Source organism: Paenibacillus sp. 8b26, assembly GCF_050626875.1.
In the GTDB taxonomy this organism is placed as follows: domain Bacteria; phylum Bacillota; class Bacilli; order Paenibacillales; family Paenibacillaceae; genus Paenibacillus.
In genome coordinates this window covers 4,886,786-4,908,769 of the sequence record NZ_CP192445.1, presented here as the reverse complement: position 1 = coordinate 4,908,769, position 21,984 = coordinate 4,886,786, and the positions used below count along the sequence as shown (strand labels likewise).

At 46.5% G+C, this 21,984-nt stretch carries 20 protein-coding genes and 2 pseudogenes; 6 read left to right on the top strand and 16 right to left on the bottom strand.

Going from position 1 to position 21,984, the window contains the following annotated elements; translation table 11 throughout:
• Positions 1-553: 553 nt before the first annotated feature.
• The 3 genes from ACQ4MX_RS22865 to ACQ4MX_RS22855 form a co-directional block, all read right to left on the bottom strand.
• Positions 554-2,164, bottom strand: a complete 1,611-nt coding sequence (locus tag ACQ4MX_RS22865) for a S8 family serine peptidase (protein ID WP_431087487.1) — start codon at positions 2,162-2,164, stop codon at positions 554-556.
• Between the two features lie 598 nt (positions 2,165-2,762).
• Complete coding sequence (locus ACQ4MX_RS22860) at positions 2,763-4,547, bottom strand: SulP family inorganic anion transporter (RefSeq protein ID WP_431087485.1); 1,785 nt, start codon at positions 4,545-4,547, stop codon at positions 2,763-2,765.
• 30 nt (positions 4,548-4,577) lie between these two features.
• Positions 4,578-4,907, bottom strand: coding sequence for an ArsR/SmtB family transcription factor (locus tag ACQ4MX_RS22855; RefSeq protein WP_014282840.1), 330 nt, complete (start codon positions 4,905-4,907; stop codon positions 4,578-4,580).
• Between the two features lie 575 nt (positions 4,908-5,482).
• On the opposite strand from ACQ4MX_RS22855, the gene ACQ4MX_RS22850 reads away from it, so the two are divergent.
• Both ACQ4MX_RS22850 and ACQ4MX_RS22845 read left to right on the top strand, forming a co-directional pair.
• Entirely contained in the window at positions 5,483-6,940 is a 1,458-nt protein-coding gene (locus ACQ4MX_RS22850) for an RtcB family protein (protein WP_431087483.1), read from the top strand.
• Between the two features lies 1 nt (position 6,941).
• Positions 6,942-8,222, top strand: a complete 1,281-nt coding sequence (locus ACQ4MX_RS22845; protein WP_431087481.1) for an AAA family ATPase — start codon at positions 6,942-6,944, stop codon at positions 8,220-8,222.
• A 75-nt stretch (positions 8,223-8,297) separates the two neighbouring features.
• On the opposite strand, the gene ACQ4MX_RS22840 is transcribed toward ACQ4MX_RS22845, so the two are convergent.
• From ACQ4MX_RS22840 to ACQ4MX_RS22830, 3 genes are all read right to left on the bottom strand, one after another.
• Positions 8,298-9,050: an amino acid ABC transporter ATP-binding protein gene (locus ACQ4MX_RS22840; RefSeq protein WP_431087480.1), complete on the bottom strand. Its 753-nt coding sequence runs from the start codon at positions 9,048-9,050 to the stop codon at positions 8,298-8,300.
• A 14-nt stretch (positions 9,051-9,064) separates the two neighbouring features.
• Positions 9,065-9,733, bottom strand: coding sequence for an amino acid ABC transporter permease (locus ACQ4MX_RS22835; protein WP_134913211.1), 669 nt, complete (start codon positions 9,731-9,733; stop codon positions 9,065-9,067).
• 74 nt (positions 9,734-9,807) lie between these two features.
• Positions 9,808-10,659, bottom strand: a complete 852-nt coding sequence (locus tag ACQ4MX_RS22830) for an amino acid ABC transporter substrate-binding protein (RefSeq protein ID WP_431087478.1) — start codon at positions 10,657-10,659, stop codon at positions 9,808-9,810.
• A gap of 297 nt (positions 10,660-10,956) precedes the next feature.
• Here ACQ4MX_RS22830 and ACQ4MX_RS22825 point away from each other — a divergent pair, with 297 nt between their 5' ends.
• Positions 10,957-12,258, top strand: coding sequence for an MFS transporter (locus ACQ4MX_RS22825; RefSeq protein WP_431087477.1), 1,302 nt, complete (start codon positions 10,957-10,959; stop codon positions 12,256-12,258).
• Positions 12,259-12,364: 106 nt separating this feature from the next.
• On the opposite strand, the gene ACQ4MX_RS22820 is transcribed toward ACQ4MX_RS22825, so the two are convergent.
• The gene (locus ACQ4MX_RS22820) at positions 12,365-12,622 is read right to left on the bottom strand and encodes a GlsB/YeaQ/YmgE family stress response membrane protein (RefSeq protein ID WP_354455524.1); all 258 of its coding nucleotides are present in this window, start codon (positions 12,620-12,622) and stop codon (positions 12,365-12,367) included.
• 298 nt (positions 12,623-12,920) lie between these two features.
• Here ACQ4MX_RS22820 and ACQ4MX_RS22815 point away from each other — a divergent pair.
• Positions 12,921-13,183 (top strand): annotated as a pseudogene (locus tag ACQ4MX_RS22815) (YkgJ family cysteine cluster protein).
• A 38-nt stretch (positions 13,184-13,221) separates the two neighbouring features.
• On the top strand, positions 13,222-14,172 hold the full coding sequence (locus ACQ4MX_RS22810) for an acetylxylan esterase (RefSeq protein ID WP_431087474.1): 951 nt from the start codon (positions 13,222-13,224) through the stop codon (positions 14,170-14,172).
• 138 nt (positions 14,173-14,310) lie between these two features.
• Here the strand turns inward: ACQ4MX_RS22810 and ACQ4MX_RS22805 are convergent, their stop codons facing one another.
• Complete coding sequence (locus tag ACQ4MX_RS22805) at positions 14,311-14,634, bottom strand: DUF3817 domain-containing protein (protein ID WP_134913206.1); 324 nt, start codon at positions 14,632-14,634, stop codon at positions 14,311-14,313.
• A 172-nt stretch (positions 14,635-14,806) separates the two neighbouring features.
• Here ACQ4MX_RS22805 and ACQ4MX_RS22800 point away from each other — a divergent pair, with 172 nt between their 5' ends.
• Complete coding sequence (locus tag ACQ4MX_RS22800; RefSeq protein ID WP_431087472.1) at positions 14,807-15,811, top strand: LLM class flavin-dependent oxidoreductase; 1,005 nt, start codon at positions 14,807-14,809, stop codon at positions 15,809-15,811.
• A gap of 321 nt (positions 15,812-16,132) precedes the next feature.
• On the opposite strand, the gene ACQ4MX_RS22795 is transcribed toward ACQ4MX_RS22800, so the two are convergent.
• From ACQ4MX_RS22795 to ACQ4MX_RS22760, 8 genes and pseudogenes are all read right to left on the bottom strand, one after another.
• Entirely contained in the window at positions 16,133-17,746 is a 1,614-nt protein-coding gene (locus tag ACQ4MX_RS22795; protein WP_431087471.1) for a cellulase family glycosylhydrolase, read from the bottom strand.
• Positions 17,652-17,849, bottom strand: a complete 198-nt coding sequence (locus tag ACQ4MX_RS22790) for a hypothetical protein (protein ID WP_200893453.1) — start codon at positions 17,847-17,849, stop codon at positions 17,652-17,654. The genes ACQ4MX_RS22795 and ACQ4MX_RS22790 overlap by 95 nt, the downstream gene beginning before the upstream one ends.
• A gap of 332 nt (positions 17,850-18,181) precedes the next feature.
• On the bottom strand, positions 18,182-18,433 hold the full coding sequence (locus ACQ4MX_RS22785; RefSeq protein ID WP_134913203.1) for a hypothetical protein: 252 nt from the start codon (positions 18,431-18,433) through the stop codon (positions 18,182-18,184).
• A gap of 189 nt (positions 18,434-18,622) precedes the next feature.
• Positions 18,623-18,993 (bottom strand): annotated as a pseudogene (locus ACQ4MX_RS22780) (ATP-dependent Clp protease proteolytic subunit).
• Positions 18,994-19,013: 20 nt separating this feature from the next.
• Positions 19,014-19,787, bottom strand: a complete 774-nt coding sequence (locus tag ACQ4MX_RS22775) for an RNA polymerase sigma factor (protein ID WP_431087469.1) — start codon at positions 19,785-19,787, stop codon at positions 19,014-19,016.
• Between the two features lie 305 nt (positions 19,788-20,092).
• Positions 20,093-20,341, bottom strand: a complete 249-nt coding sequence (locus ACQ4MX_RS22770; RefSeq protein WP_431087468.1) for a hypothetical protein — start codon at positions 20,339-20,341, stop codon at positions 20,093-20,095.
• Positions 20,342-20,418: 77 nt separating this feature from the next.
• A complete protein-coding gene (locus ACQ4MX_RS22765; protein WP_431087467.1) occupies positions 20,419-20,877 on the bottom strand; it encodes an SMI1/KNR4 family protein in 459 nt (152 codons plus the stop codon).
• Between the two features lie 140 nt (positions 20,878-21,017).
• A complete protein-coding gene (locus ACQ4MX_RS22760) occupies positions 21,018-21,473 on the bottom strand; it encodes an SUKH-3 domain-containing protein (protein ID WP_431087465.1) in 456 nt (151 codons plus the stop codon).
• Between the last annotated feature and the right edge of the window lie 511 nt (positions 21,474-21,984).

The window sequence follows — 21,984 nt, the reverse complement described above, 5'->3', positions numbered from 1 at the left end:
CTTCACATTAAATCTACGGGCTGCACAACATGATATGGTTGGCAACCACCTCCTTCATAGAATATAGAGGTCAGCATTTTGCATCATTCGATCCCCAACGCTCGAAAGTACAATTTGAAATCGCTCTTGGGATTGTTGCAAAATGCTCAGGTATAAAACGATTTGAATTTTCTTAGGTGAGTTTATTACATAGGTGAGTTTGCGAATCCAAAAATAGAAAGCGATGAAATTCAGCAGATACCAAGGAGAACAAGCAGGAGAATGTCGAAGAGAGAACACGCTGTAACACGACATGTTATATCGTTACATTTTATATTAAAAATTGATATAAAAACATATATTATGGATAGTATAAAGTTATCAAAACAGATATACAAGTGATTTTTTTTGCAATTTCCTTGAAATTTATAATTTTTGTATTTTCTATGTACGAAAACCCCTTTATAGCGGCTGCGTAAATGTTGCATTACACGGTTAGCAGGTGTATGCAAATCTCTGGACGAGCCGCTTCAAGGGATTTCCCGAAGTCTTTCTAAAACACGATCAGACCATTCTAGTTAAGTACCGAATTGACCGCAGCCAACGCGTCGATCAGGCCATATCCATAGCCGTTATTCGGTGAAGTTTTATATTGGCTGTCTGTCAGCGGCGTCGCTGTTTTCGAAATAACATCCTCCAGTTGATCCACTGTCAAGGATGGCTTGGCCTGGAGCAGCAATGCCGCTAATCCGGCCGTATGCGGGCCTGCCATGGATGTACCGTTCCAGCCACCCTCATAAACTCCGCCAGGAACAGAGGAACGGATGTTTACGCCAGGGGCCGATATTTCAGGCTTCACTTCGCCATATGGAGAAGGACCGCGCAACGAGAAGCTGGCCAGCTTGTTGTTGACATCAGTCGCTCCTGTGGCATAGGCTTCCGGCAGGTTCGCCGGATTCGCTACCGATCCAGGACCGCCCGGATTTGATAGTGTCGTGTTGCCTGCGGAGAACTCAGGGAAAATCTGAGCCGCTCTCCACGCCTTGGTGACTGGACGATACCATTCATCCAGACCAGGTCCGCCACCCCAAGAGTTATTCACCACATCCGGCGCAAGCTCAGGATGCTTCTTGCCATTTTTGTCTACTGGAGCCAGCAACCATTGGCCTCCGTCCAGCAGGATGGAGTCTGTCGTTGACGGGTTGAATACCCGTACGGCAATCCATTTGGCACCGGGAGCAACCCCGATTTCATTCGTACCGTTACTGTCCGAGCCAACACTCGTCCCCATCGTATGTGTACCATGTCCATTTGAATCTGTTGGCAGTGATGCTCCGTTAACCGCATCATACCAGCTCAGCTCTGGATTCACGACTTGACCGGAAGCATTCAAGCCGCGCCATTTTCTTTTCAGCGCCGGGTGAGTGTACTCTACGCCTGTATCGAGATTGGCAACGACAACCCCTTTGCCGTCAATGCCTTTGGCCCAAACCTGTGGTGCTTTAATTTTGGAAATATTCCATTCGGCTCGGCTCGGCGTTACAGCATCCTTATATACGGATTCCTCCACGGATTTTTGTGCATTCTCTTCCGTTACAGCCGTGTCTACAGCAGCTTGTTCGGCTGTCGCTTCCTCGACTGCTGGCTGGGCATCCTTATCTATTTCAACCTTTTGCAGCTCGCGCGTTTCATCCGGTAAAATTTTGTCTACCTCAGGAAGTGTGGCGAGATTGTCCAGTACCTCCTTGGTACTCGTTACCGCAAGTGCGTTCACAATAAAGTAGCTCTTGTACTTTTTGACGCCTCCGTTATTGACTTCCTTCTTTAAGTATTCTTCCACAGGCTGTTGAGATTTTTCAGCAGTATCAATGAGAGAGTTCACAACCGTTGTACGTACAGAAAGCTTAGCGGCAGCCGGAGAAATCTGGTCTGCGGAAGCCTTTTGGAAAGCATGCTTGGCAACCGACTCTGTATCTACCTGATCTTTTAATTTAACCAGATAGGTGACGTACTCGCTGTCACTGAATTGCTGGTTCAGCTTGGCTGAAACCTTTGCGGAAATGGTGGAAGCTCCTGCCGCGGTGGTTGTGCTCGCATCTCCGTACACCGGAGAAATCAGAGAAAAAGCAAGAATAGCAGTAAAACTAGCCGATAGCGTCTTTTTGATATTTTCCGACTTAATCAATACTTTCCATCTCCCTTTACTTGGTTTTGTGGTTCTCAAGAACAACCTGCCGACAGCCGCGTGAAAAGCTCACAAAATAGCCTTTGGCCCTCACCTCCTTCAAAAATATAGATTCTAGCATGGAATCCATAGGTCATGATTCTGTGGTGAACAACCAAGAGGGCAGGACCGAGAGAAACAGTACACTGTTGGGACAAAGGCATCGCTGGCACTTGTACAGCACCAATCTACCTACTATGTCCGTCCCCATGTAAATTTTCAAAATTCAGCTTATATCGCTTTGGAAAAAGTAAGAGAAAAACGTGAAGAAAAAAGTAGGGTAGGAAGCCAGAAGTTATCGAGGAGTTTAATATCTGTGCATTAAAAGCCAAATTAAAACAAAAGAATGATACATATGGTATCTTTTGAATCTAGTATAATGTCATAAAAACAGATATACAAGCATTTTTTTGAATTTTTTCCCTTTTTCTTAGAAAAACAAAAAATCTCTTCCGTTTTTACGAGCAGGTGCTAATCTTGAGGGCGCACTGCTAATCGTAAAAATAAAAGAGATTTTTCAGCATTCGTTCTGCACTCCAATAGAAGAGTTCAGAGAGGGCTATCTGCCGCTGTTTACAGGTATGGGAACCGGAACAGCTCCATCCGAAATGGATGGTTTTGATAGTGCTTTCGATCTGCCGCATAGAGCAGCACATTCCCGAAAAGCCATTTGGCTGCACCCACGACATGTATCCCGATCCACCAGTGTTATGGCTGCCGTGAGGGCTTCTCCAGTATGCTCGAAAAAATGATCATGTCCGATCATGTCGTAGCATCCGGTTTTGTGAAGTAATGCCAGAGGCTGCGGCTGAAGGCCGGAAACAAGCACCGTTCCACCGGATTTCCGATATTTCTGAATCAATGTGGTAAAGTTAGATTCTCCTGTCATATCCATAAAGGGAACCTTACCCATACGTAGCAGCAAAATCCCTTGCTGGCGGTTAGCCTGACCTCCCATCCCCGAATTTTCCAATGCCGAAGCGGCACCAAAAAATAGAGGGCCTTCCACACTATAAATCGCCACCTGTGGGCAATCATGCTGCTCTGTAACCATATGCGCGCCGACTTTTTCATGCTTGACAGAAGGATCGGGTAACACCTTATCCACTGAAAGTGTACTGCTCATACGCTTGACGAACATCACGACCGCCAGAATCAGACCTACTTCAACAGCCGTGGTCAGCGTCGTAAATACCGTCAGCAAAAAGGTGACAACCAGTACGATAGAGTCGGCTGTACGTGTCTTGAGGATGTGTGCAAAATGTTTACGCTCGCTCATATTCCAGGCGACCACCATCAACACCGGAGCCATACTCGCCAGCGGAATATTGGATGCATACGGGGCAAAAACCACCAGAATAAGCAGTACAACCAAGCCGTGTACAATACCCGACATGGGAGACACGGCACCACTGCGGATATTTGTGGCTGTGCGCGCAATCGCCCCCGTCGCAGGAATGCCGCCAAATAGCGGTGAGAGCAAGTTGGCAATACCCTGTCCAACCAGCTCACGATTGCTGTTATGCCGGGCTCCCGTCATGCCGTCCGCAACCACCGCCGAAAGCAGTGATTCGATAGCGCCCAGCATTGCGATAACAAGTGCGGGCGGCAGCAGCTTCACAATTAGGTCCCAGGTCACGCCTGGAACATGCAGCTCAGGCAGAGATGCCGGAATTGCGCCGTATGCGGAGCCGATCGTTGCCACCTGACCTGGAAAAAGCCAGACTGCCACCAGCGTGGATAAGAGCAGGCCCACGAGTGAACCGGGTACCTTGGGCCATTTTTTAGGCACCAGAATGAGGGCGGCAAGACAGATAGACGCCGTCAGAATACTGTACACATTCAGTGAAGGCAGGCGATGGATCAGCTCTGCCATAGAGGGCAGAAACGTTTCATGCCGCTCTACTCCGCGCAAGCCGAGAAAGTTAGCAATCTGACCGCTGAAAATCGTCACGGCAATGCCCGCCGTAAATCCAATCGTTACTGGCTTGGGGATGAACTTAATTAACGCGCCTAGCCTCAGCACGCCCATTAAGATGAGTATAATCCCCGCCATAAAACCGGCTATAAGCAAATTCTCATAACCGTACTGCATGACAATAGCCAGCAAAATCGGGATAAAAGCGCCCGTAGGTCCGCCAATCTGAAATTTGGACCCTCCTAACAGTGAAACCAAAACTCCTGCCACAATGGTCGTATACAGCCCGTATTCCGGCTTTACTCCTGATGCAATGGCAAACGCCATACCGAGCGGAATGGCCACAATTGCCACGATACTTCCGGATATCAGGTCCTTTCGCAAAGCTCCTGCATTATATCCCTCAAACCTTCCCATCCACTTCATCCTCTGTAACCCTTCTTTTCTGTAGTAGCATTACTTCTCGTTCCGTATACCCTCCAGCAACGAGATCGCTTCGACCAGATGATTGTCAAAAATTTGCCGCGCCACCGCAAGCAGTTCCGTCAAGAGCGGGTCCCGCAACGAGTAAACGACCGTCGTGCCTTCCTTGATGCTGCTCACCAAATTTTTGGCTCGCAACACGGCCAATTGCTGCGATACAGCAGAGCCTTCGGAGCCGAGCGCAGTCTGTAGCTCATTTACGTTCCGCTCCCCTTCACTCAACACCTCCAGAATGCGGATGCGCAGAGGGTGAGCCAATGCTTTGAAAAAGTCGGCCTTAAACTTCTGGAGATCTCCTTCCATGCTTGCTCCGTCCCCCTCACAAAAATTGTCCTGTAAACCATCAACAATCTCTGAATATTTGAATATTTAGACAGTAACAGATTTGGGCCATTGGAACTATGATATAGCTCACACTTCACTATGATTAAAGTCACATCTTTCCATACTTCCTCTTTATGGGGTTGACAGCTTCCACAGGTTTCCATTAACATTGCAATTAACTTTAAGAAAAGGGGGCCAACAGACATGACTGAGCTTTACATGATGGTGACAGACAGGCAGCATGACAAAACCACATATTTGAATTCTCGTCTCATCGGCCCCGTTCGGGCGACATGATGGGTGACATCGCGCTGTCTGACGGCGTGATTAACCAGGCTTAATTGTATCTAAATGCTATTGGAAGAACAGGTTATTTTACGTATTAATGATGTATAGATCATGACGTGTAATGACACTTTCGGTGCAGGAAGCCGTAGACGACAAGTCTGCGGCTTTTTTTTATTTTCTTTTTTAAAGCTTAATTTGTATGTAATTTTAGATTTCAGGATTTTACAAAATCCTCATTTACATGAAGAAGGGAACTATCCAACCATATGAATATACAGCACACAACAGACTCGTTCTTAGAAAAGGGACCTTACAGCCATCTTATGAAGCTTCCGGCTGGCGATTTGACCGTATATGCTTCTCAGCAGCTTTTCTCCTCGCTGGATTACAAGGTGTTCGAGATGGCTAATAACAATTTACAAATTCCCGGTATCCGCTATATGGGCTATACTCCGGATGTGCATGTAGGCGTCGGAACCTGCATCGGCACGACAGCGGTATGGGGAATGGAGGACGGCTATGTATCTCCCTCCATCGTTGGCAGCGATATCGGCTGCGGCATGCGCGTACACCTGACAAATTTGCACAAGGATGCCTTGAAGGAAACCAAGCTGCGCCGCAAGCTGGTCAAGACCATTGATAAATATTTGCCGATGGAAGCCCACCAGCGCGGACATTATTCAGATATCCGGCTGGAGCATATTGTACGTAAGGGTCTGCATGGATTACCTAATAAATATATTCCGGACAGCTACACGCCTAAAAAATCAACCTCACTCACCCATGTAGAACACAGTAAGTTCTCATTTGATGAGGAGGTACTCAATCTTGTCGAAGATCGCACGTGGCACCGGGCTCACCGACAGCTCGGCACGCTGGGTGGAGGCAATCATTTCGTTGAAATTCAGGCGATTGAAATTGCGGAGCACAACCGTGAAATCGCCGAAGCCTGGGGGATGTTCGACGGTCAGGTTGCCGTTATGGTCCACTCCGGATCACGTGCCTGGGGTGGAGCCGTCAGCCAAACCAGCTCGTCTGCCATTGCCAAAGCAATGGGTCGCCTTGGGCTTGGAACTTCTGATCCAAGGTTGGTATTTGCCCCCCTGGAGCATCCCGAAGCTGCACATTACATCAATATGATGTACTCGGCGCTGAACTATGCGGTAGTGAACCGACATTTGATCGCTTTTTCCGTGCGTGAAGCCTTCCGTGATGTCTTTGGTACAAAGTGCGAGTTGCGCACCTTGTACGATCTGATGCACAATTATGGTTGGGAGGAATCCCACCCGGATCACGGTAACGTGTTTGTGCATCGTAAAGGGGCTACCCGCGCCCTTCCAGCCGGACATCCCGACAATCCAAAACCTTACCGGGAAACAGGACATCCGGCCTTGATTCCCGGCTCTATGGGGACGTCCTCCTATATTATGGTCGGTCTGCCGGGCGGGCAGGGTAACTTCCACTCCATTTGCCATGGAGCGGGCCGTATCCGTTCACGCTCTGCGACCAAACGGCTCGTCAGTGTGGACGATTTTGCCGGAGCACTTGGTGTAGGGACAGACGACGAGATTGTGGTCAATCAGTCATCGCTGGAAAGCATTCTCGACGAATCTCCCCAAGCCTACAAAAATGTAGATGATATTATTGAAAGTGTCACCGGGGCAGGACTCGCAGCCGTTGTAGCCAAATGTAAGCCGCTGGCCGCCCTGAAAGGAGCCAAATAATTTGAGTATAGATACACCGGCTATTTATAAATTTGATGAACGTACGGATGGGCGTATTACTGGCTATGCCGCTTATGCCCGTCTGATCGACGGCATCAGTGAAGCCCTATATAACCGCTATGGCGTAAAATATGAGCTGTATGCCAGCGACGATCCCAATATTGAGTATTGGGACTTGCTGGAGGAGGACATTCGTTCAGGCAGCCTGGATCTGGAGCATGTGGCACGGGTCTTTGATCGCCTGGAGGAACGCACCATCCAATATGACGATGAAGGGCCGACTCCAGAGTACGGCGTGCACCTGTCGATGCGTAATAATGTATTCGCCTATCCCAAGTGGGGCATCGCGCTGGCGCGGGTTCCCTTTTTCCGTGAAAATGGCGTATATAATGAAGATTACGTATTTGCGACAGGCGATCAGGAACTGCAAGGCTTCCTCGCGGGGGTACGCGGACGTGAACGCAAGCAGAACATGAAGCGGGTCACCGTCTTTACGGACACAAGCCGCGGATTATCCCGGCAGGCGGAGCCGATTACCCGTGCCATTACGCGGGATGACGTTATTTTGAAAGCGGAAATCAAGCGGGATATTTTCCGTTCACTCGATCAGTTTTTTGAAGCAGATCGTACCTTCTATCAGACTTATAATATTCCTTACAAACGCGGTATTCTGCTGTACGGTCATCCGGGCAACGGGAAAACGACGCTTGTTAAATCTATTGCGAGCAGCGTACCGGGTCCGGCCGCCTACTGGCAAATTACGGAGTATACAACCAGTGAATCGGTCAAAGAGGTGTTCGAGGCGGCTACCCGCCTGGCTCCGATGGTACTGGTCATTGAAGATATTGATTCCATGCCGCAGGAGGTTCGTTCCTTTTTCCTGAATACGCTTGATGGTGCTACTTCCAAGGAGGGCATCTTCCTGATCGGAACGACCAATTATCCTGAAAAAATTGACCCGGGTCTGATGAACCGGGCAGGTCGTTTCGATCGCGCCTATGAAATCAGTTTGCCTGACGAAGCGCTACGATTAGCGTATCTCAAGCTGCGCAACTTCCTTGTTTTTGCAGGAGAGACAGGTACACAGAAGGCGGCAGCGATGACTGACGGCTTCTCCCTGGCCCAGCTCGGAGAGCTGTATGTCAGCACTGCACTGGAATGGCATGAGAGTGGAAAAACAGATATTGAGCTGATTATTAAAGGTATGAGAGGCGAGCTTGATAAGAGCCGTAAGCAGGACTGGTTAAAAAATGTGGCCGAAGGACGCGTTGGATTCTTCTAAATCATCATAAAAAGGAAGAACCTCTGATGCCCATAATGGCGCATTTAGAGGTTCTTCTTTTTTCCAGCTTCGTTTTTATTCCGCTTCCCCACTCAATCGATTTAAAAACTGAATAGCTCGTGGACTGGTCGGGCGTTCAAGCACCGCATGAGGTGAACCCTGCTCCACGATCACACCCTGATCCATCAAAATCACATGGTCTGCGACCTCGGCGGCAAACTTCATTTCATGGGTGACAATGACCATGGTCATGCCTTCGGCAGCCAGTTGCTTCATGACCTTGAGCACCTCGCCTACCAGCTCGGGATCAAGCGCGGAGGTCGGCTCGTCGAACAATAGCACCTCAGGCTCGACCGCCATTGCCCGGGCAATACCGACGCGTTGCTGCTGTCCGCCCGACAACTGATGGGGATAGGATTCCGCTTTGTCCGCCAGTCCCACCTTTTTAAGCAACTCCAGTGCGCGTTTGCGTGCCTCGTCCTTGTTTTTCTTTTGAACGGTGACTTGGCCCTCCATTACGTTTTGAACTGCTGTCATATGCGGGAACAGGTTGTAGGATTGAAACACCATACCCGTCCGCTTGCGCAGCGCCAAGATGCTTTCCTGCCGCAGCTTCGTTCCTTTGGCAAAATTCAGTGCAATATCCCCCACCTGAATTTCGCCCTGATCAGGAACCTCCAGCAAATTCAGACAGCGCAAAAGCGTTGTTTTACCGGAACCGGACGGGCCGATGATCACCAGCACCTTCCCTTTGTCCAACGTCACATTAACACCCTTCAGCACTTCCAGCGAGCCGAACGATTTGTGTATATTCCGAATTTGGATCACTGGTACAATCTCCTTTATCTGACGGAAAAACGGCTCAACCGCTTCTCCAGGTAATTTTGCAGCACGGTCAATACGGTGCTAAACAGCAGATAAATAACCCCCGCCTCGGTATACACCAATAACGGTTCATACGTGGTGGCTACAATCTGGTTAGCTGTTCTGAACATTTCCACATAGGTGATGGTCGCAGCCAGCGAAGTATCCTTCACCAAACTGATGAAAGAATTCGCTAACGGCGGTACGGACACACGGGCTGCTTGCGGAAGCACGATACGTCGCAGCACTTGCCAGCGCGTCATCCCCAAAGAGTAGCCAGCCTCCCATTGACCTTCCTGAATGGATATGATAGCCGCACGCATAATTTCGGAGCCATAAGCCCCCACGCTGAGCGTAAAGCCGATCACTGAAGCAATGAAAGGGTCCAGCGTAATGCCAACCGAAGGCAAGCCGTAGAAAATAATATACAATTGCACCAGCAACGGTGTTCCCCGAATCACCCACACATAGAAGCCGGAAATCAGCTTGAGTATTCTCCATTTGGACAATCGAGCCAACGCCGTAACCAGCGCCAGTATCAAGCCCAGAGCAAAAGAGATGAGTGTGAGCGGAATCGTGAAAGAAACCCCTGCTTTCAGCAGAGGCAGTAATGAATCGATAATAATTTGTATCTGGCGATCATCCATTGTGCAGACATCCTTTAAAAAGATAAGTTTACGAAAACCCGGTTCGAGTTGGCGAGACTCCGGTTATTCGTGTGTTATTTGGATACGTCGGCTCCAAAATATTTCTCGGAAATTTTCAGGTACGTACCGTCAGCCTTCATGTCAGCCAGCGCTTTGTTGACTTCCTTGATCAAGTCTTCGCTACCTTTATTAAAAACAGCCGCGCTGTGTGAAGCATCTAGAGATTCATCTACCTTTTTGATGGGAGCGTCAGGCTTTTGCTTTTTCAAATCAAGATAGGACAAACCATCATTGACGGTCGCATCCACTCGTTTGGATGTAAGGAGATCAATCGCCTGATTGAATCCATCCGTTGCCACAATTTCCGCGCCATTGCTCTTCGCAATTTGAGTCAGGTTGCTGGTCAGGGATTGCCCGGCCTTTTTACCTTTCAGATCAGCAAACTTTTTGATGTCATTATTATCTTCGCTCACGATCAGCACTGCCTTGGAGACAATGTACGGATCGGAGAAATCGTATTTTTGCTTGCGTTCATCTGTAATGGACACTTCATTGAACACCGTGTCAAACCGTTTGGAGTTCAATCCCGCGAATATACCATCCCATTGCGTCTCGATAAACTCCGGCTGTACGCCCAGACGCTTACTTACTTCAGTTGCAATATCGACGTCGAAGCCTGTCAGCTTACCAGCAGCATCATGGTAGGTAAATGGAGCATAGGTACCTTCCGTACCGATTCGCAGCTTACCGCTCGCTTTTACAGATTCCAAAGTAGCTGTGGCGGTTGTATCTGCTTTTCCATTATTAGACCCGGCATCCCCGGTAGAAGCATTATTTGAATTAGCACCTTTGTCGTTGTTGCCGCAGGCCGAAACCAGCAAAGCCATTACGATCAGTACGACTGGTAAAAATCTAAATTTTTTCATGTTAACCACACTCTTTTCCTTTTTCTTGATAACCCAGCACGTAGCTGGCTCATTGAATAGTACATCATTCATTTTTACACGTCAATGCTTTTATCCAATAATCCCTATGCAAAAGGTGAGCTATAGCATTTCTGGGCTCAAAGTTATCCTAGGTTGACTCATTCATAGACAGACTATTCATTGTATCTATCCTCACAGTAACTTTTTTCTGTACCTTTATGTCAGAGGTCTCGTATAATAGATTTCTATATGAAGATTAGTAATATTTACCTCGTCTTCGAATGAAAGGAAGGCATTATGGAAACCCAAAATTCAACCCTATCCTCTGCTTCACCCGAAGGAAGACGTTCAGCTTGGGCCACCTTCACTTCGCCTTTAAGGCAATCCAAAGCGTTCACTCTACTGTGGCTTGGACATTGGATCGCTATGCTGGGAACCTCGGTCACCACCGTCATTTTGCCACTGGTTATCTATTCCCTGACCGGCTCGACTACAATCATGGGGCTGGCGATGACTGTCTATATGCTGCCTAACGTGCTTATCCTGCCCTTTGCCGGGATGATCGTGGATCGGATCGACCGAATCCGTCTGCTTCTGTTCACGAACATTGCTCGCTTCGTACTCATGTTCGCTGCGGCGGTGCTGATGTTTACCGACGGTATGAAACTGCCGTATCTGTTCGTTGGCCTTGCCTTATACGGATTGATGGACGGGATCTTTAATCCGGCTTATTCTGCCTTGCGCGCACAGGTGTTTACGCCGGATATTCGCAATGCGGCTAACGCGCTCAGTCAGATTAGTATTCAAGCCGTCCGTCTGCTCGGCCCTCCACTGGGCGGCTTCATTGTATCCTTTACTTCAGCAGGAGTCGGCTTTGGGCTGGATTCTATCGCCTATCTGATATCTTTTGCCTGCTTCTGGATGCTGAGCAGTCATTTGGCCTCGCTCATCGGTAAACGGCAGGCAAATGCAGAACAGCAAGATCAGGAAGGACAGCATTTTCTCAAAGATTTTATTGCGGGCTTTACGATTCTTAAAAGTCATCCGTGGCTGTGGATTACGATTCTGGCTTTTTCCTTCATTAATATTTGTTACTCCGGTATTATTGCGGTACTCATTCCGTGGCTGTTCAAGGTTCATCATAGCTACAGTTCAGTCGTGTATGGCGTTGCGATGGCAAGTAGCGGCGTTGGAGCTATGCTGGGTGCCTTTGTATACGGGTCGCGCAAGCACTGGAAGCATCGCGGCCTGCTCGCTTACCTCGGGGCTTTTGTCAGCGGGCTTGCTTTATTATTGTTGTCTGTAGTCACCTGGATGCCGGGACTGATTATGAGCATGATGCTTGAAGGGTTCGGCATTATGATATTTGCTATCATTTGGGAAACAAGCCTTCAGGAAATGGTGCCCGCTGAATCCTTTGGCCGTGTAGCCAGTCTGGATCTGATGTTTTCTTTTGCCCTGCTGCCTGTAGGCTATCTGGCTGTGGGTGCGATGGCGGACAAGCTTGGCGGCATTTTCACTATCGGTCTGTTTTCAACCGTTGGCATGTGTATCGTGTTGGGCGTTTTATGTGTGCCTCATATCAGGCGGTTTCAATAAAAAAAGCTGCTCCTGCAGGTTCATTTGCGAACCTTGCGAGAAGCAGCTTCTTTTCATTTTGTAGCCTTATTCCCTATAAGGGCTAGTGGAATCGATCTTTTATGCGTTAGCCTCTGCTCCGTCCAACGGAACGGAAGATCAAGCTTACGATAACAACCAGCACAATCGCACCAATTAATGCAGGTACAATGTAGAACGATCCGATTTCAGGACCCCAGTTCCCCAGAATCAAGCTTCCCAACCATCCACCGATAAAACCAGCGATGATGTTACCAATCACGCCACCCGGAACATCACGACCTGCGATAATTCCTGCCAACCAACCAATAATACCTCCAACAATCAATGCCCATAACCAACTCATTTTACTTCACCTCGTTTAAGTTTTTTATCGTTGTGTTCTATTATTAACCACTCGAACTCCTTTTGAACACACCGAGCATAAATGGTTAATATTACCTAATGAACAGAACAATGACTTAGGAGCTTGATACCATCCTACGTGCCTACCTCCCTATTTATAACCCTTGTGTGCAAAGTGTGTATAAAATACAGTTATCCTTGTGTTCCTGCTTTTTTTGTGCCATTCTCACATTATGGCTTCATTGAAGTCGCTTCATGCATACATTTCAAAAATAACAGATGTTAAGGAGTGACCCCAACTGGAGTGTCGTGTCGGATGTGCCGCGTGCTGTATTGCTATTACGATTTCATCCCCTATTCCCGACATGCCCGATGGAAAACCGGCTGGTGTCCCTTGCCCTCAGCTCACTACGGATTACCGCTGCCGATGTTTGGCAAACCTGAGCGTCCAGCAGTATGCAGTGGATTTCATGCTGATGAAAATACGTGCGGAAGCACAAACGAAGAAGCATTTGAGCGGCTAAGAGTGCTGGAAGAGTCTACTTTACCGGGGAAAGCTTGAGTAGATACTCGTTCTATATGAAGGAGGATTTTTTTACTATGAATATCATTGACAAAAGAATTGCCGAATTGAAGCAGTATCAGCCGGATCTTACCGCCCCTAAGGATATCAAGCTGTTCTGGGACAAAACACTGGAAGATGTACAGGCTAAGCCCGTGCGCGCGTTCAAAACACCAGTGGAAACGCCGTATCCTCATATTCATGCCTCACGGGTTACCTTTGAAGGTGTGGATGATACGCCGCTGCATGCATGGTATATACGTCCCCAATTTGCCGGAAATCAAAAGCTGCCGTGTATTGTCCTTTTCCATGGCTACACAGGGGGCAAGGGCTATCCTGAGGATTACTCGTCCTGGCTGATGCTTGGCTTTGCTGTATTTGCCGTAGATGTACGTGGTCAGGGTGGTGAAACAGGAGACCGTTTGGACGATCCTCATGGTACGGTTAAAGGCTGGGTAACAAAAGGGATTTTGGATAAAGATACTTGCTACTACAAAACGATAACGACGGATGCCCTCAGAGCGGTGGATTGGGTGGCGGAGCAGCCGGATGTGGATGCGAGCAAAATTGCAATCTCTGGGGCCAGCCAGGGTGGCGGGCTTGCACTAATGGTGGGTGCTCTCAGTGATAAAGCTGCTGTTACGGTAGCTGACATTCCCAATATGTGCCATATGGATTTTGGTATGATGAATTCTACCAGTTCGCTGACGGAAGCTGCCGAATTCGCAAACCGATTCCCGGAGCATTTGGAGCAGGTACTACATACATTAAGTTATTTTGACGTCATGAATCTTGCTCATCGCATTCGTATTCCAGTGATGGTATCAGTCGGACTTAAGGATACTGTTTGCATGCCAGAGACGATTTTTGCTGCTTATAATCGCATTGAATCACCTAAAACGATTGAAGTTTATCCATTTACGGGACATTGGGTGGAAGGCTTTCAAAGACGTAAAACTGCTGAATTTTTAATGAACGCATTCAATTAAATTAGCTTCCGGTGCACAAAAAAAGAACACCACGCGTCAAACTGCGCAATGCTCTCTTCTCTACTGCACCAGGGCTAGTCCCGCTTGTGGGGTTTAAGGAGCAAATCCTCGAAATCACACTCGACCTATACTAAAATATTACGATGCGGCTCGCTGTTCTGCTGCCGAATCCCCTGTCCATTTTCTCACCCACACCCAATCCATAATGATCAGGCCAAAAGGAATGAAGGATGCAAATATAATGAATAAAGGCCGCCGGAGGGACCAATTCAGCGCTGTTTTACCATAGATCAAAGCGACAAGGAGCAGCAGAAAGCTGATCCGGTATATGTTACCGATCACCATGACCGTCTGGGTCATGCCCGCAGCTTGCAGCGGCTGATGGGTGAATAATATCGCCAAATACGCTATACCTTGAATCCAGAGCATGAGCCGGACACGCCCCAAAGGTGTTCTTAACACACGTTCGTTCCCCTTTCCAAAAGCAAGGATGTTCTCTCATCCTACACTTCCTTCATTATAACGAAAAGATTCCTAAACTCCAACCGATTCAACTTTAACACCAAACCATCCAATTTCAAGTTTTGACCAAATGAGTTGTGTCTGATACAGTTGTGTAAGAGGTGATTGCAAAATGCTTAAACTGGGTATACTGGACCAGTCTCATATTCCTGAAGGCGGTACTGCTCAGGATGCCTTATCCCATACAACTGCGTTAGCGCGTGAAGCCGACAAGCTGGGGTATAGCCGTTATTGGGTGTCTGAGCATCATGCTTCCAAAATGCTTGCACACTCCAGCCCTGAAGTGCTGATCGCACATTTGGCTGCGAATACAACACGTATTCGCGTCGGCTCAGGCGGCATTATGCTGCCCCACTACAGCGCATATAAAGTCGCTGAGAATTTCCGGCTGCTGGAGGCGCTTCATCCAGGTCGAATTGATCTGGGTCTGGGACGTGCTCCCGGCGGTTTGCCGCTGGCTACACGTGCCTTGCAGGAAGGTAAGTACCAATCCGTCGAGCAATATCCACAACAGATTCTCGATTTAATTGATTATTTCCATGATTCTGTGCCTGCCGACCATCGGTTTGCCGGGCTTCATGCGGCACCGACGATTTCGACTATTCCTGAGCTGTGGCTGCTCGGTTCCAGTGGAGAAAGCGCAAGATTAGCCGCGATGATGGGTGCATCCTATGCTTTTGCCCAATTTTTCGGCACACCGGGTGGGGTGGAAGCTACCGCACGTTACCACGATCAGTACCAGCCTTCCATTCTTGGGGATAAACCCCGCTCCATGGCGGCAGTTACTGTATCATGCGCTGAAACTACAGAAGAAGCCGAACAGTTGGCTTCCAGCGCCAGCTTGTTTTTCCTGTTGCTCATGCAAGGCAAAGAAATGACTTCACTGCCATCGGTGAAAACAGCGCTATCCTATCCGTACACGGAGTTTGATCGTGAACAACTGCGTCAGTCCGCATCATGGCGCGTTGTCGGTACACCCGATCAGTGTAAGGAGCAATTGCTACGCTTGGCTGAACAGTATCGTACCGATGAGCTGCTGGTTGTTTCCTCCATTCATGACTTTGATAAGCGTGTTCAGTCCTATCGTCTGCTTGCCAAAGCTTTTGATTTGGCTTAAACATGGCTCAACCTGGAGCTGCTAAGCTTTGGGAACACAAAACCCCCGCATGCCTGTAATGGCAAAAAGCGGGGGTTCTTTGTTGAGGAACGGTCCATTAGGACCAAACCCTCTGTGCTATGGAAGTAGTTCAAGCACCACGAAAGTCGAATACCATATGGTACTTTAGTAGTATATATACCGGAACTAAAGGGCCGCATGTGCCCTCCTAAAGTTCCAGCACCCATATACCAAAGGCTCATATTATATACTCCAAATTTCGAAAAGTCCGGACCCAAAAGTCCTATGTTATTTACTCATTCCGGGTATAATCACTCTTTCTTAAGGCTCTATACCCCATACCAGCTTGCCCTGTTGATAAACGGTTGCACGATCCCAGTTTGCGAAGGCCGTTTGATTAGCACCATATGAATAATCGTTGGTTTCATCAAAATTGCTCCAGTTCGCAGCATGGATACGGGGTTGAATTTCTCCGCTTTCCCCGCCGGGCTGAATAGTACCTGCTCCATCATGAAATGAAATTTCCACATATTTATCAGCCTTGGCCTTCGGCTCTGGCAATGTTACAAAAGTCGCTTTTACCTTTTCATTTCCAACCTTGGCCCAGTCTACAAAAAATTGCTGACCCTGTTTGCTTTCATCTGTGTAATAGTAGCGAATTTTCAAATCACTCAGCTTGACAGCTGTTTTCCCTGTGTTTTTGATATTAAATTCAGGACGGATTGCGTTATCCTTGGTATTCGTGTCTCCGGTGCGATATTGAAGCACAACCCCTTGATCGTCTCCGCCTGGTGTGCTTCCTCCGTTGCCGTTATCGCCGCCGTTGTCTCCACCACCGTTATCCCCACCATTGTTTCCATCTTCGCCACTGTCACCACCGCTGTTGCCGCCTCCAGTATTGTTGTTGGAGCCTTCCAGAATGGCTTGTTTTACGAATTTACCAGAAGCCGACAATTGTGAATCAGGCCATCCTCCTTTACGGTTAGCGCCAAGTAAAAGCGCAGCAGAGGTTTCATTTTTATCAGCCAACGACCAGTTTGCCCAACTGATTCCACGACTAGCCAGGAAATCTGTCCATACCTTAGACTCATTCAGGAACGGCCCCCCGTTACCCGAAGCATCACTGGTTCCCCATTCCGTAGCAAATATACCCACGCCCTTGTTCAGCGCGTAATCGACGCGATCCCGCAGGTATTGTCCGTGCGTACCCGCATAGAAATGCACGGTGTACAGCGTATTTTTGTCTGGAAGTGGGTTATCTGCTGCATCGTGTACATCCTGGCTCCACATGCCTGTACCCGCAATAATAATATTGTCCGGGTCTTTGGCCCGAATGACCTGAGATACCTCCAACGCATAAGGACGGATTTGGTTGTTCCAGTTCACGTTTCCGTTCGGTTCGTTGGCAAGCTCGTAGATCACGTTTGGTAAATTCCCGTACTGAGTTGAAAATTCATTAAAGAAAGCCTTGGCTTGATTTTTATGAATGTTCGGATCACCATCCGAGAGAATATGCCAGTCGATAATGACGTACAGACCCAGTTTCTGTGCTGCTTCAATGGCTTCCTTCACTTTATTTTTTAATGAAGGATTGGCAATATAACCGTCTTCCTCCGTGTATAGCGCAACCCGGAACACGGAAATGCCCCAGTCGTCCCGCAGCCATTTCATCGAGTCCTCATTCACCAGATCCCCAAACCATTGGACACCATGAGAGCTGATCCCTTTGAGCTGCACAGGCTTCCCGGTTTTATCCACCAGCTTACCATTCTTCACTGAAAGTTGTCCGTAACGCTCCACAGGAGTTGTCCCGGCAGCCTCTGCGGTCTGCTCATTCCAGTTAAATCCGTTCGTTAACGTCAACAGTAATACCGCCGTTAACATCACCGCTACTCTTTTTGCGATCCTTGGCAGGACCCATTGCCCATTCATCATTTACACATTCCTTCCTTTTAATAAAGTGGATAAGCTTATCAGTACGTTGTTCTCCGCCTTTTTGCTCCCCTCCTTTATACAGCAAGAGGATCAGGTCCAACATTAGGTGTCACTTACCTGTATATGGATGTTACTACTATTATAGTTAGTTCCATGTTATATTTCGACTTTATGGTAGAAAATGAACAGGAAGTCACGGTTTCGGGATGTTTGCCATTACGTTTGCTATTGCGGAGAGCAGGAGGGACAAAAGACTCATCTGCGGACTGCAAAATTTGACGAATTTTAGCGAATATATAGAGGATTTATAATGTTCCATCATGCTAAAAAAAGACTGCTTCCCGACGCCCTTCGGCCCGGTATAGCAGTCTTATACATGATCATGTATGTGAATCGTATCGTGTTAAAAAATCGTATTAACGTATGATCTGCCTATTACCCCTGAGCGGTTGCCTGAGGTTCTTTGGTCGTCTGATCTTCCTTCGTATCGCCGCCATCCGTCACTTGACCCGTCAGTATAGTCTCAGATGAGTTGCCCATTACCTTGTCGATCAGTTGCAGCCAAGGCTCTTCACTTCCTCCACAGCTCTCAATATCACCGAGCAGGGAATCCAGCGTGGTTCCTTCTTCTGGCAAATCAATAACTAAACTGTCTTCGTCTACCTGGATAGTGCAGCAGGTTTTCATTGTAAATCCCTCGCTTAATTCTTATTTAAGCATGCATACGCAGGCTCAGATGGGATGAATTCCCATGGATTCCGGGATAAGCCCTTTGAATCCGTTTGAAATTATAAACCTATTACTCATCAATTGCAATGAACAAACCTTGAATTTTTTCAGAATTAGCGAGGAATTACATAAAATTTTCAATAAAAGCTAGATGCGAGTAACGATTTGATCCACCAAGCCATATGCTACCGCTTCCTCAGCCGTAAGGAAGTGATCTCTGTCAGTATCTTTTTCCTCACGCTCCAGCGGTTGCCCAGTATGATCTGCCAAAATACGGTTCAACTGTTTCCGGCTCTTGATCAGACGCGCGGCGTAAATCAGCACATCCGAAGCTTGGCCCTTGGCTCTGCCCAGCGGCTGGTGAATCATAATTTCACTGTTGGGCAGCGCCATCCGCTTGCCCTTTGTACCTCCGGTTAGCAAAATCGTACCAAATCTTCCTTTAATATCCGCGAATAAATATCATAGCTTCGCTCTCCGCGGCTCGTTTGCTCAATTACATAAGGAATGGTACTCATTTTCCAAAAATCCCCTCTTGTTAAGCGGCCATCCTAGCCTGCATACCATGGAAAGGATTAGAGTTCATTTGAGCGCCGGAAGAATAAAAGCTCTGATACAGCACTGATCCGGCAACTGCTATTGGCTCAGCCATATCGTTCAAGCCAAGCGTAATCCAGCGTTGTGCGTCTCCTGCACGAAAGGCCGCCAAATAAGCTTTAAGCCATTCCCGCTCCTCTTCATGCTCAGGTAGGGTTACAGACTCCAGCCCATTTCCCTCTTTGTGCTTCTGGGCAAGCAAAACGCGGGCCCGGCTTAAGGCCGCTTTTACTGCGCCCTCCGTCGTATCCAGCATCTCTGCCGTTTCCGACGCCGTATATCCCCATACATCCCGCAGCACCAAGATGGTCCGCTGCCATGGTGATACATGTGTCATTAAATATCGAAGCGCCAGTTCCAAATCTGGTGTGTAATTTTCTTCATAACAAGGTGAAGGCTCATCATACTTTAGGATAAAGTCTCTTTCACCAGACGCAGGCAGGCGCTTTTGAGCATTTTTCCTGCGAATATCATCAATCCATCGATTACGTGCGGAACGGATTAAATAAGCCTCGCCATTTTCCAGTTCATGCAGTTTTTTCTCAGATTGCAGCACATGCAGGAAAGTCGCCTGCACCAAATCCTCGGCATCCCATATCGAGCCTGTCAACGAAAGACAGTAGCGGTACAACGCAGGAAGTACTTTTTGGAATAGTTCATTCCCCTTAGTGTGGGAAGATTCATTTTTCTTCCGTTCGGATATCACAAAGGCCATATTTTGGCCCCCCTTTGCTCAGTCCATTTGAGTTTGAGTGTTTCATTGAGATAGATGAAATTGTATATCAAAAGGATACGGTCGTTTAATGGTTTTATTGTAGTAAATTAAACAAAAAACAGCCGATTCACGGGGCCTAGTTCGTTGATACGGCAACTCCATTTACTAATAACTCCCTCCAACACATGTACCTCTGTCAAAATAAATGTCGATTTTTCGCAAATAAAGGAAGTTTAAATTCATCAAACGAGTGCCTATAGTCTCAGTGACTTTATTCCTACTTTTGGACATATGTAAATTTTTATTTAAAAGAATATGATGTATTTAGTATTTCTCAAAGCTCTTAACTGCTCTTCTAAATCATAAAGAGCTTTGATTATATTTTCTATCATGGTAAATTGCCGGACCTTGGGTATGACAAAATACAATTTTGACGGCTCTGAGACAGTATATTCGCTGACGACTATCGCAGTAAACGACTGGTCATTCGCTTTATAAACAAGCAAAGGTATTCCCAGCTTGGCTTCTGAATAACCTTTTTTTAAACTAACCATACGAAAACAGCCCCTAAAGCGGTTTTCGGACGTTAGAGTATCCTACTTCCACATTGGGGGCTTGTTGAATTTTGAGGCTAAACAGGTTTGAATAAAGAATTTACAAACTCTTTAAAACTTGGAGATATTAATCTAATGAATTCTTGCTTTAACTCGTTGTCCTCTTCAAAATAGTCCATATCACAGAAATAAACTTTTCCTTGGTCCTTCCCATCGATAGAAAGGCATATAAGGCTATCTGCAGGGTCTATTCCAATAGGAATGAAGTTAGGAGGCACTATGTTACTAAGATTATATTTTTTATAGAAATTTTCTAAATTATTCTCTGTTTCTTTACTCAAGGGCAGAAATAACATAATCGACGATGCTATTGTCTTATCCTTTGTTTCAAATCTTCTCCGAACAGTTTTTCCTCCGTTATGGTATAGTAAAAAATTCTTGTAATCATCTGGTAAGATAAGGTTGTACGTTTCTTCGAAAGCATTTAACTCTTGATTAATAATTGGTTTAAATGAAGTTTCAAATTCTATATTCACAAAACTCCCCCCCCTATTCTATAGAATACAATTTATCAAATAATAGGGAGCTTTTTTATTATAGCAACAGTTAAAACATAGTAGGTTTCAAGTGACTAGTAAGTAGAGCACTTCTTATTACAATCTTACATATCCTTAGATTATTCAATTTCTTCTCTTTGTAAAACTAAACAAAGAGTGTCTAATGCTTCACAAATGTACTCACCAAACTTCACCAAGTAATATCCTATCTCTCCAAAAATTTTCCCGGATTCAGACATAAACATCATCATATTATCATCTCTCGATTGAACAATAGCAATTAATGATTCATTTACTCGCATTTCTATTTCCTCGAAATCTTCTTTTTCATAATAATCGCCATAAGCTTCCTCTGGAATTATATGAAATGAGTCTTTATCTCCATTAGGTCGATTAAAGCTATACTTTATCCCTCCAAATTCACTTATTACATCAGCTACATACGGAAATAGTCGATAACCTTTCGATTGCAAAAAATCTGATGTTCCCGTTATATCGGACTTTCTTCCAGGATGCCATCCTGATTCAGTTAAAATTCGCACAGTTTCTTTAGATAATTTATCCAATAATTCCACTAGCCTTATATCTATTGTAAATCGTTAATAAAATCTAAAAAAGTCTGCTGACAGGTAGCACAAGGAGCTTTGTATTTTCCTTGTCCGGTAATAGTGCGATTAATATATTTTTAATTTTCGCCCCATAATGTAGTAATTAATTTATTGTTTGTATTTCCTCACAATTTTCTACATGCCAATCTTCAAAACTCTCTTTATGTTCAAATTTATTTAAAGGGCAGGTGGATAGCTTTTAACATATGACCTTTTCACTCTCCAAATTAGAACGGATAATTTCTCCTATTCTGTTTTGGGCATGTCAAAAAGCTCATTCCTACTTAAAATCCAAGTTGGAATAAGCCTTTGAAAGTTTATCAAGTGTTTATCAAGTGTTTGTTAAATTTTTAAATGTTTAGTTTGTTAGTTGTATTGTACGATCCTGCTATCAGAATGTAAATCTGGTCTACATTTTTGTATGGGTTATCGATTGAGTAGATGACTTACTCGATACTGGATAGGAGACTTATTGGAC

Excerpts from the sequence above, each read along its gene's own strand:
- ACQ4MX_RS22820 (WP_354455524.1), bottom strand. The coding sequence starts at position 12,622 with ATGAGTTGGTTATGGGCATTGATTGTTGGAGGTATTATTGGTTGGTTG.
- ACQ4MX_RS22830 (WP_431087478.1), bottom strand. The coding sequence starts at position 10,659 with ATGAAAAAATTTAGATTTTTACCAGTCGTACTGATCGTAATGGCTTTG.
- ACQ4MX_RS22790 (WP_200893453.1), bottom strand. The coding sequence starts at position 17,849 with ATGTTGGACCTGATCCTCTTGCTGTATAAAGGAGGGGAGCAAAAAGGC.
- ACQ4MX_RS22775 (WP_431087469.1), bottom strand. The coding sequence starts at position 19,787 with ATGGCCTTTGTGATATCCGAACGGAAGAAAAATGAATCTTCCCACACT.
- ACQ4MX_RS22770 (WP_431087468.1), bottom strand. The coding sequence starts at position 20,341 with ATGGTTAGTTTAAAAAAAGGTTATTCAGAAGCCAAGCTGGGAATACCT.
- ACQ4MX_RS22785 (WP_134913203.1), bottom strand. The coding sequence starts at position 18,433 with ATGAAAACCTGCTGCACTATCCAGGTAGACGAAGACAGTTTAGTTATT.
- ACQ4MX_RS22825 (WP_431087477.1), top strand. The coding sequence starts at position 10,957 with ATGGAAACCCAAAATTCAACCCTATCCTCTGCTTCACCCGAAGGAAGA.
- ACQ4MX_RS22800 (WP_431087472.1), top strand. The coding sequence starts at position 14,807 with ATGCTTAAACTGGGTATACTGGACCAGTCTCATATTCCTGAAGGCGGT.
- ACQ4MX_RS22810 (WP_431087474.1), top strand. The coding sequence starts at position 13,222 with ATGAATATCATTGACAAAAGAATTGCCGAATTGAAGCAGTATCAGCCG.
- ACQ4MX_RS22795 (WP_431087471.1), bottom strand. The coding sequence starts at position 17,746 with ATGATGAATGGGCAATGGGTCCTGCCAAGGATCGCAAAAAGAGTAGCG.
- ACQ4MX_RS22855 (WP_014282840.1), bottom strand. The coding sequence starts at position 4,907 with ATGGAAGGAGATCTCCAGAAGTTTAAGGCCGACTTTTTCAAAGCATTG.
- ACQ4MX_RS22860 (WP_431087485.1), bottom strand. The coding sequence starts at position 4,547 with ATGAAGTGGATGGGAAGGTTTGAGGGATATAATGCAGGAGCTTTGCGA.
- ACQ4MX_RS22850 (WP_431087483.1), top strand. The coding sequence starts at position 5,483 with ATGAATATACAGCACACAACAGACTCGTTCTTAGAAAAGGGACCTTAC.
- ACQ4MX_RS22835 (WP_134913211.1), bottom strand. The coding sequence starts at position 9,733 with ATGGATGATCGCCAGATACAAATTATTATCGATTCATTACTGCCTCTG.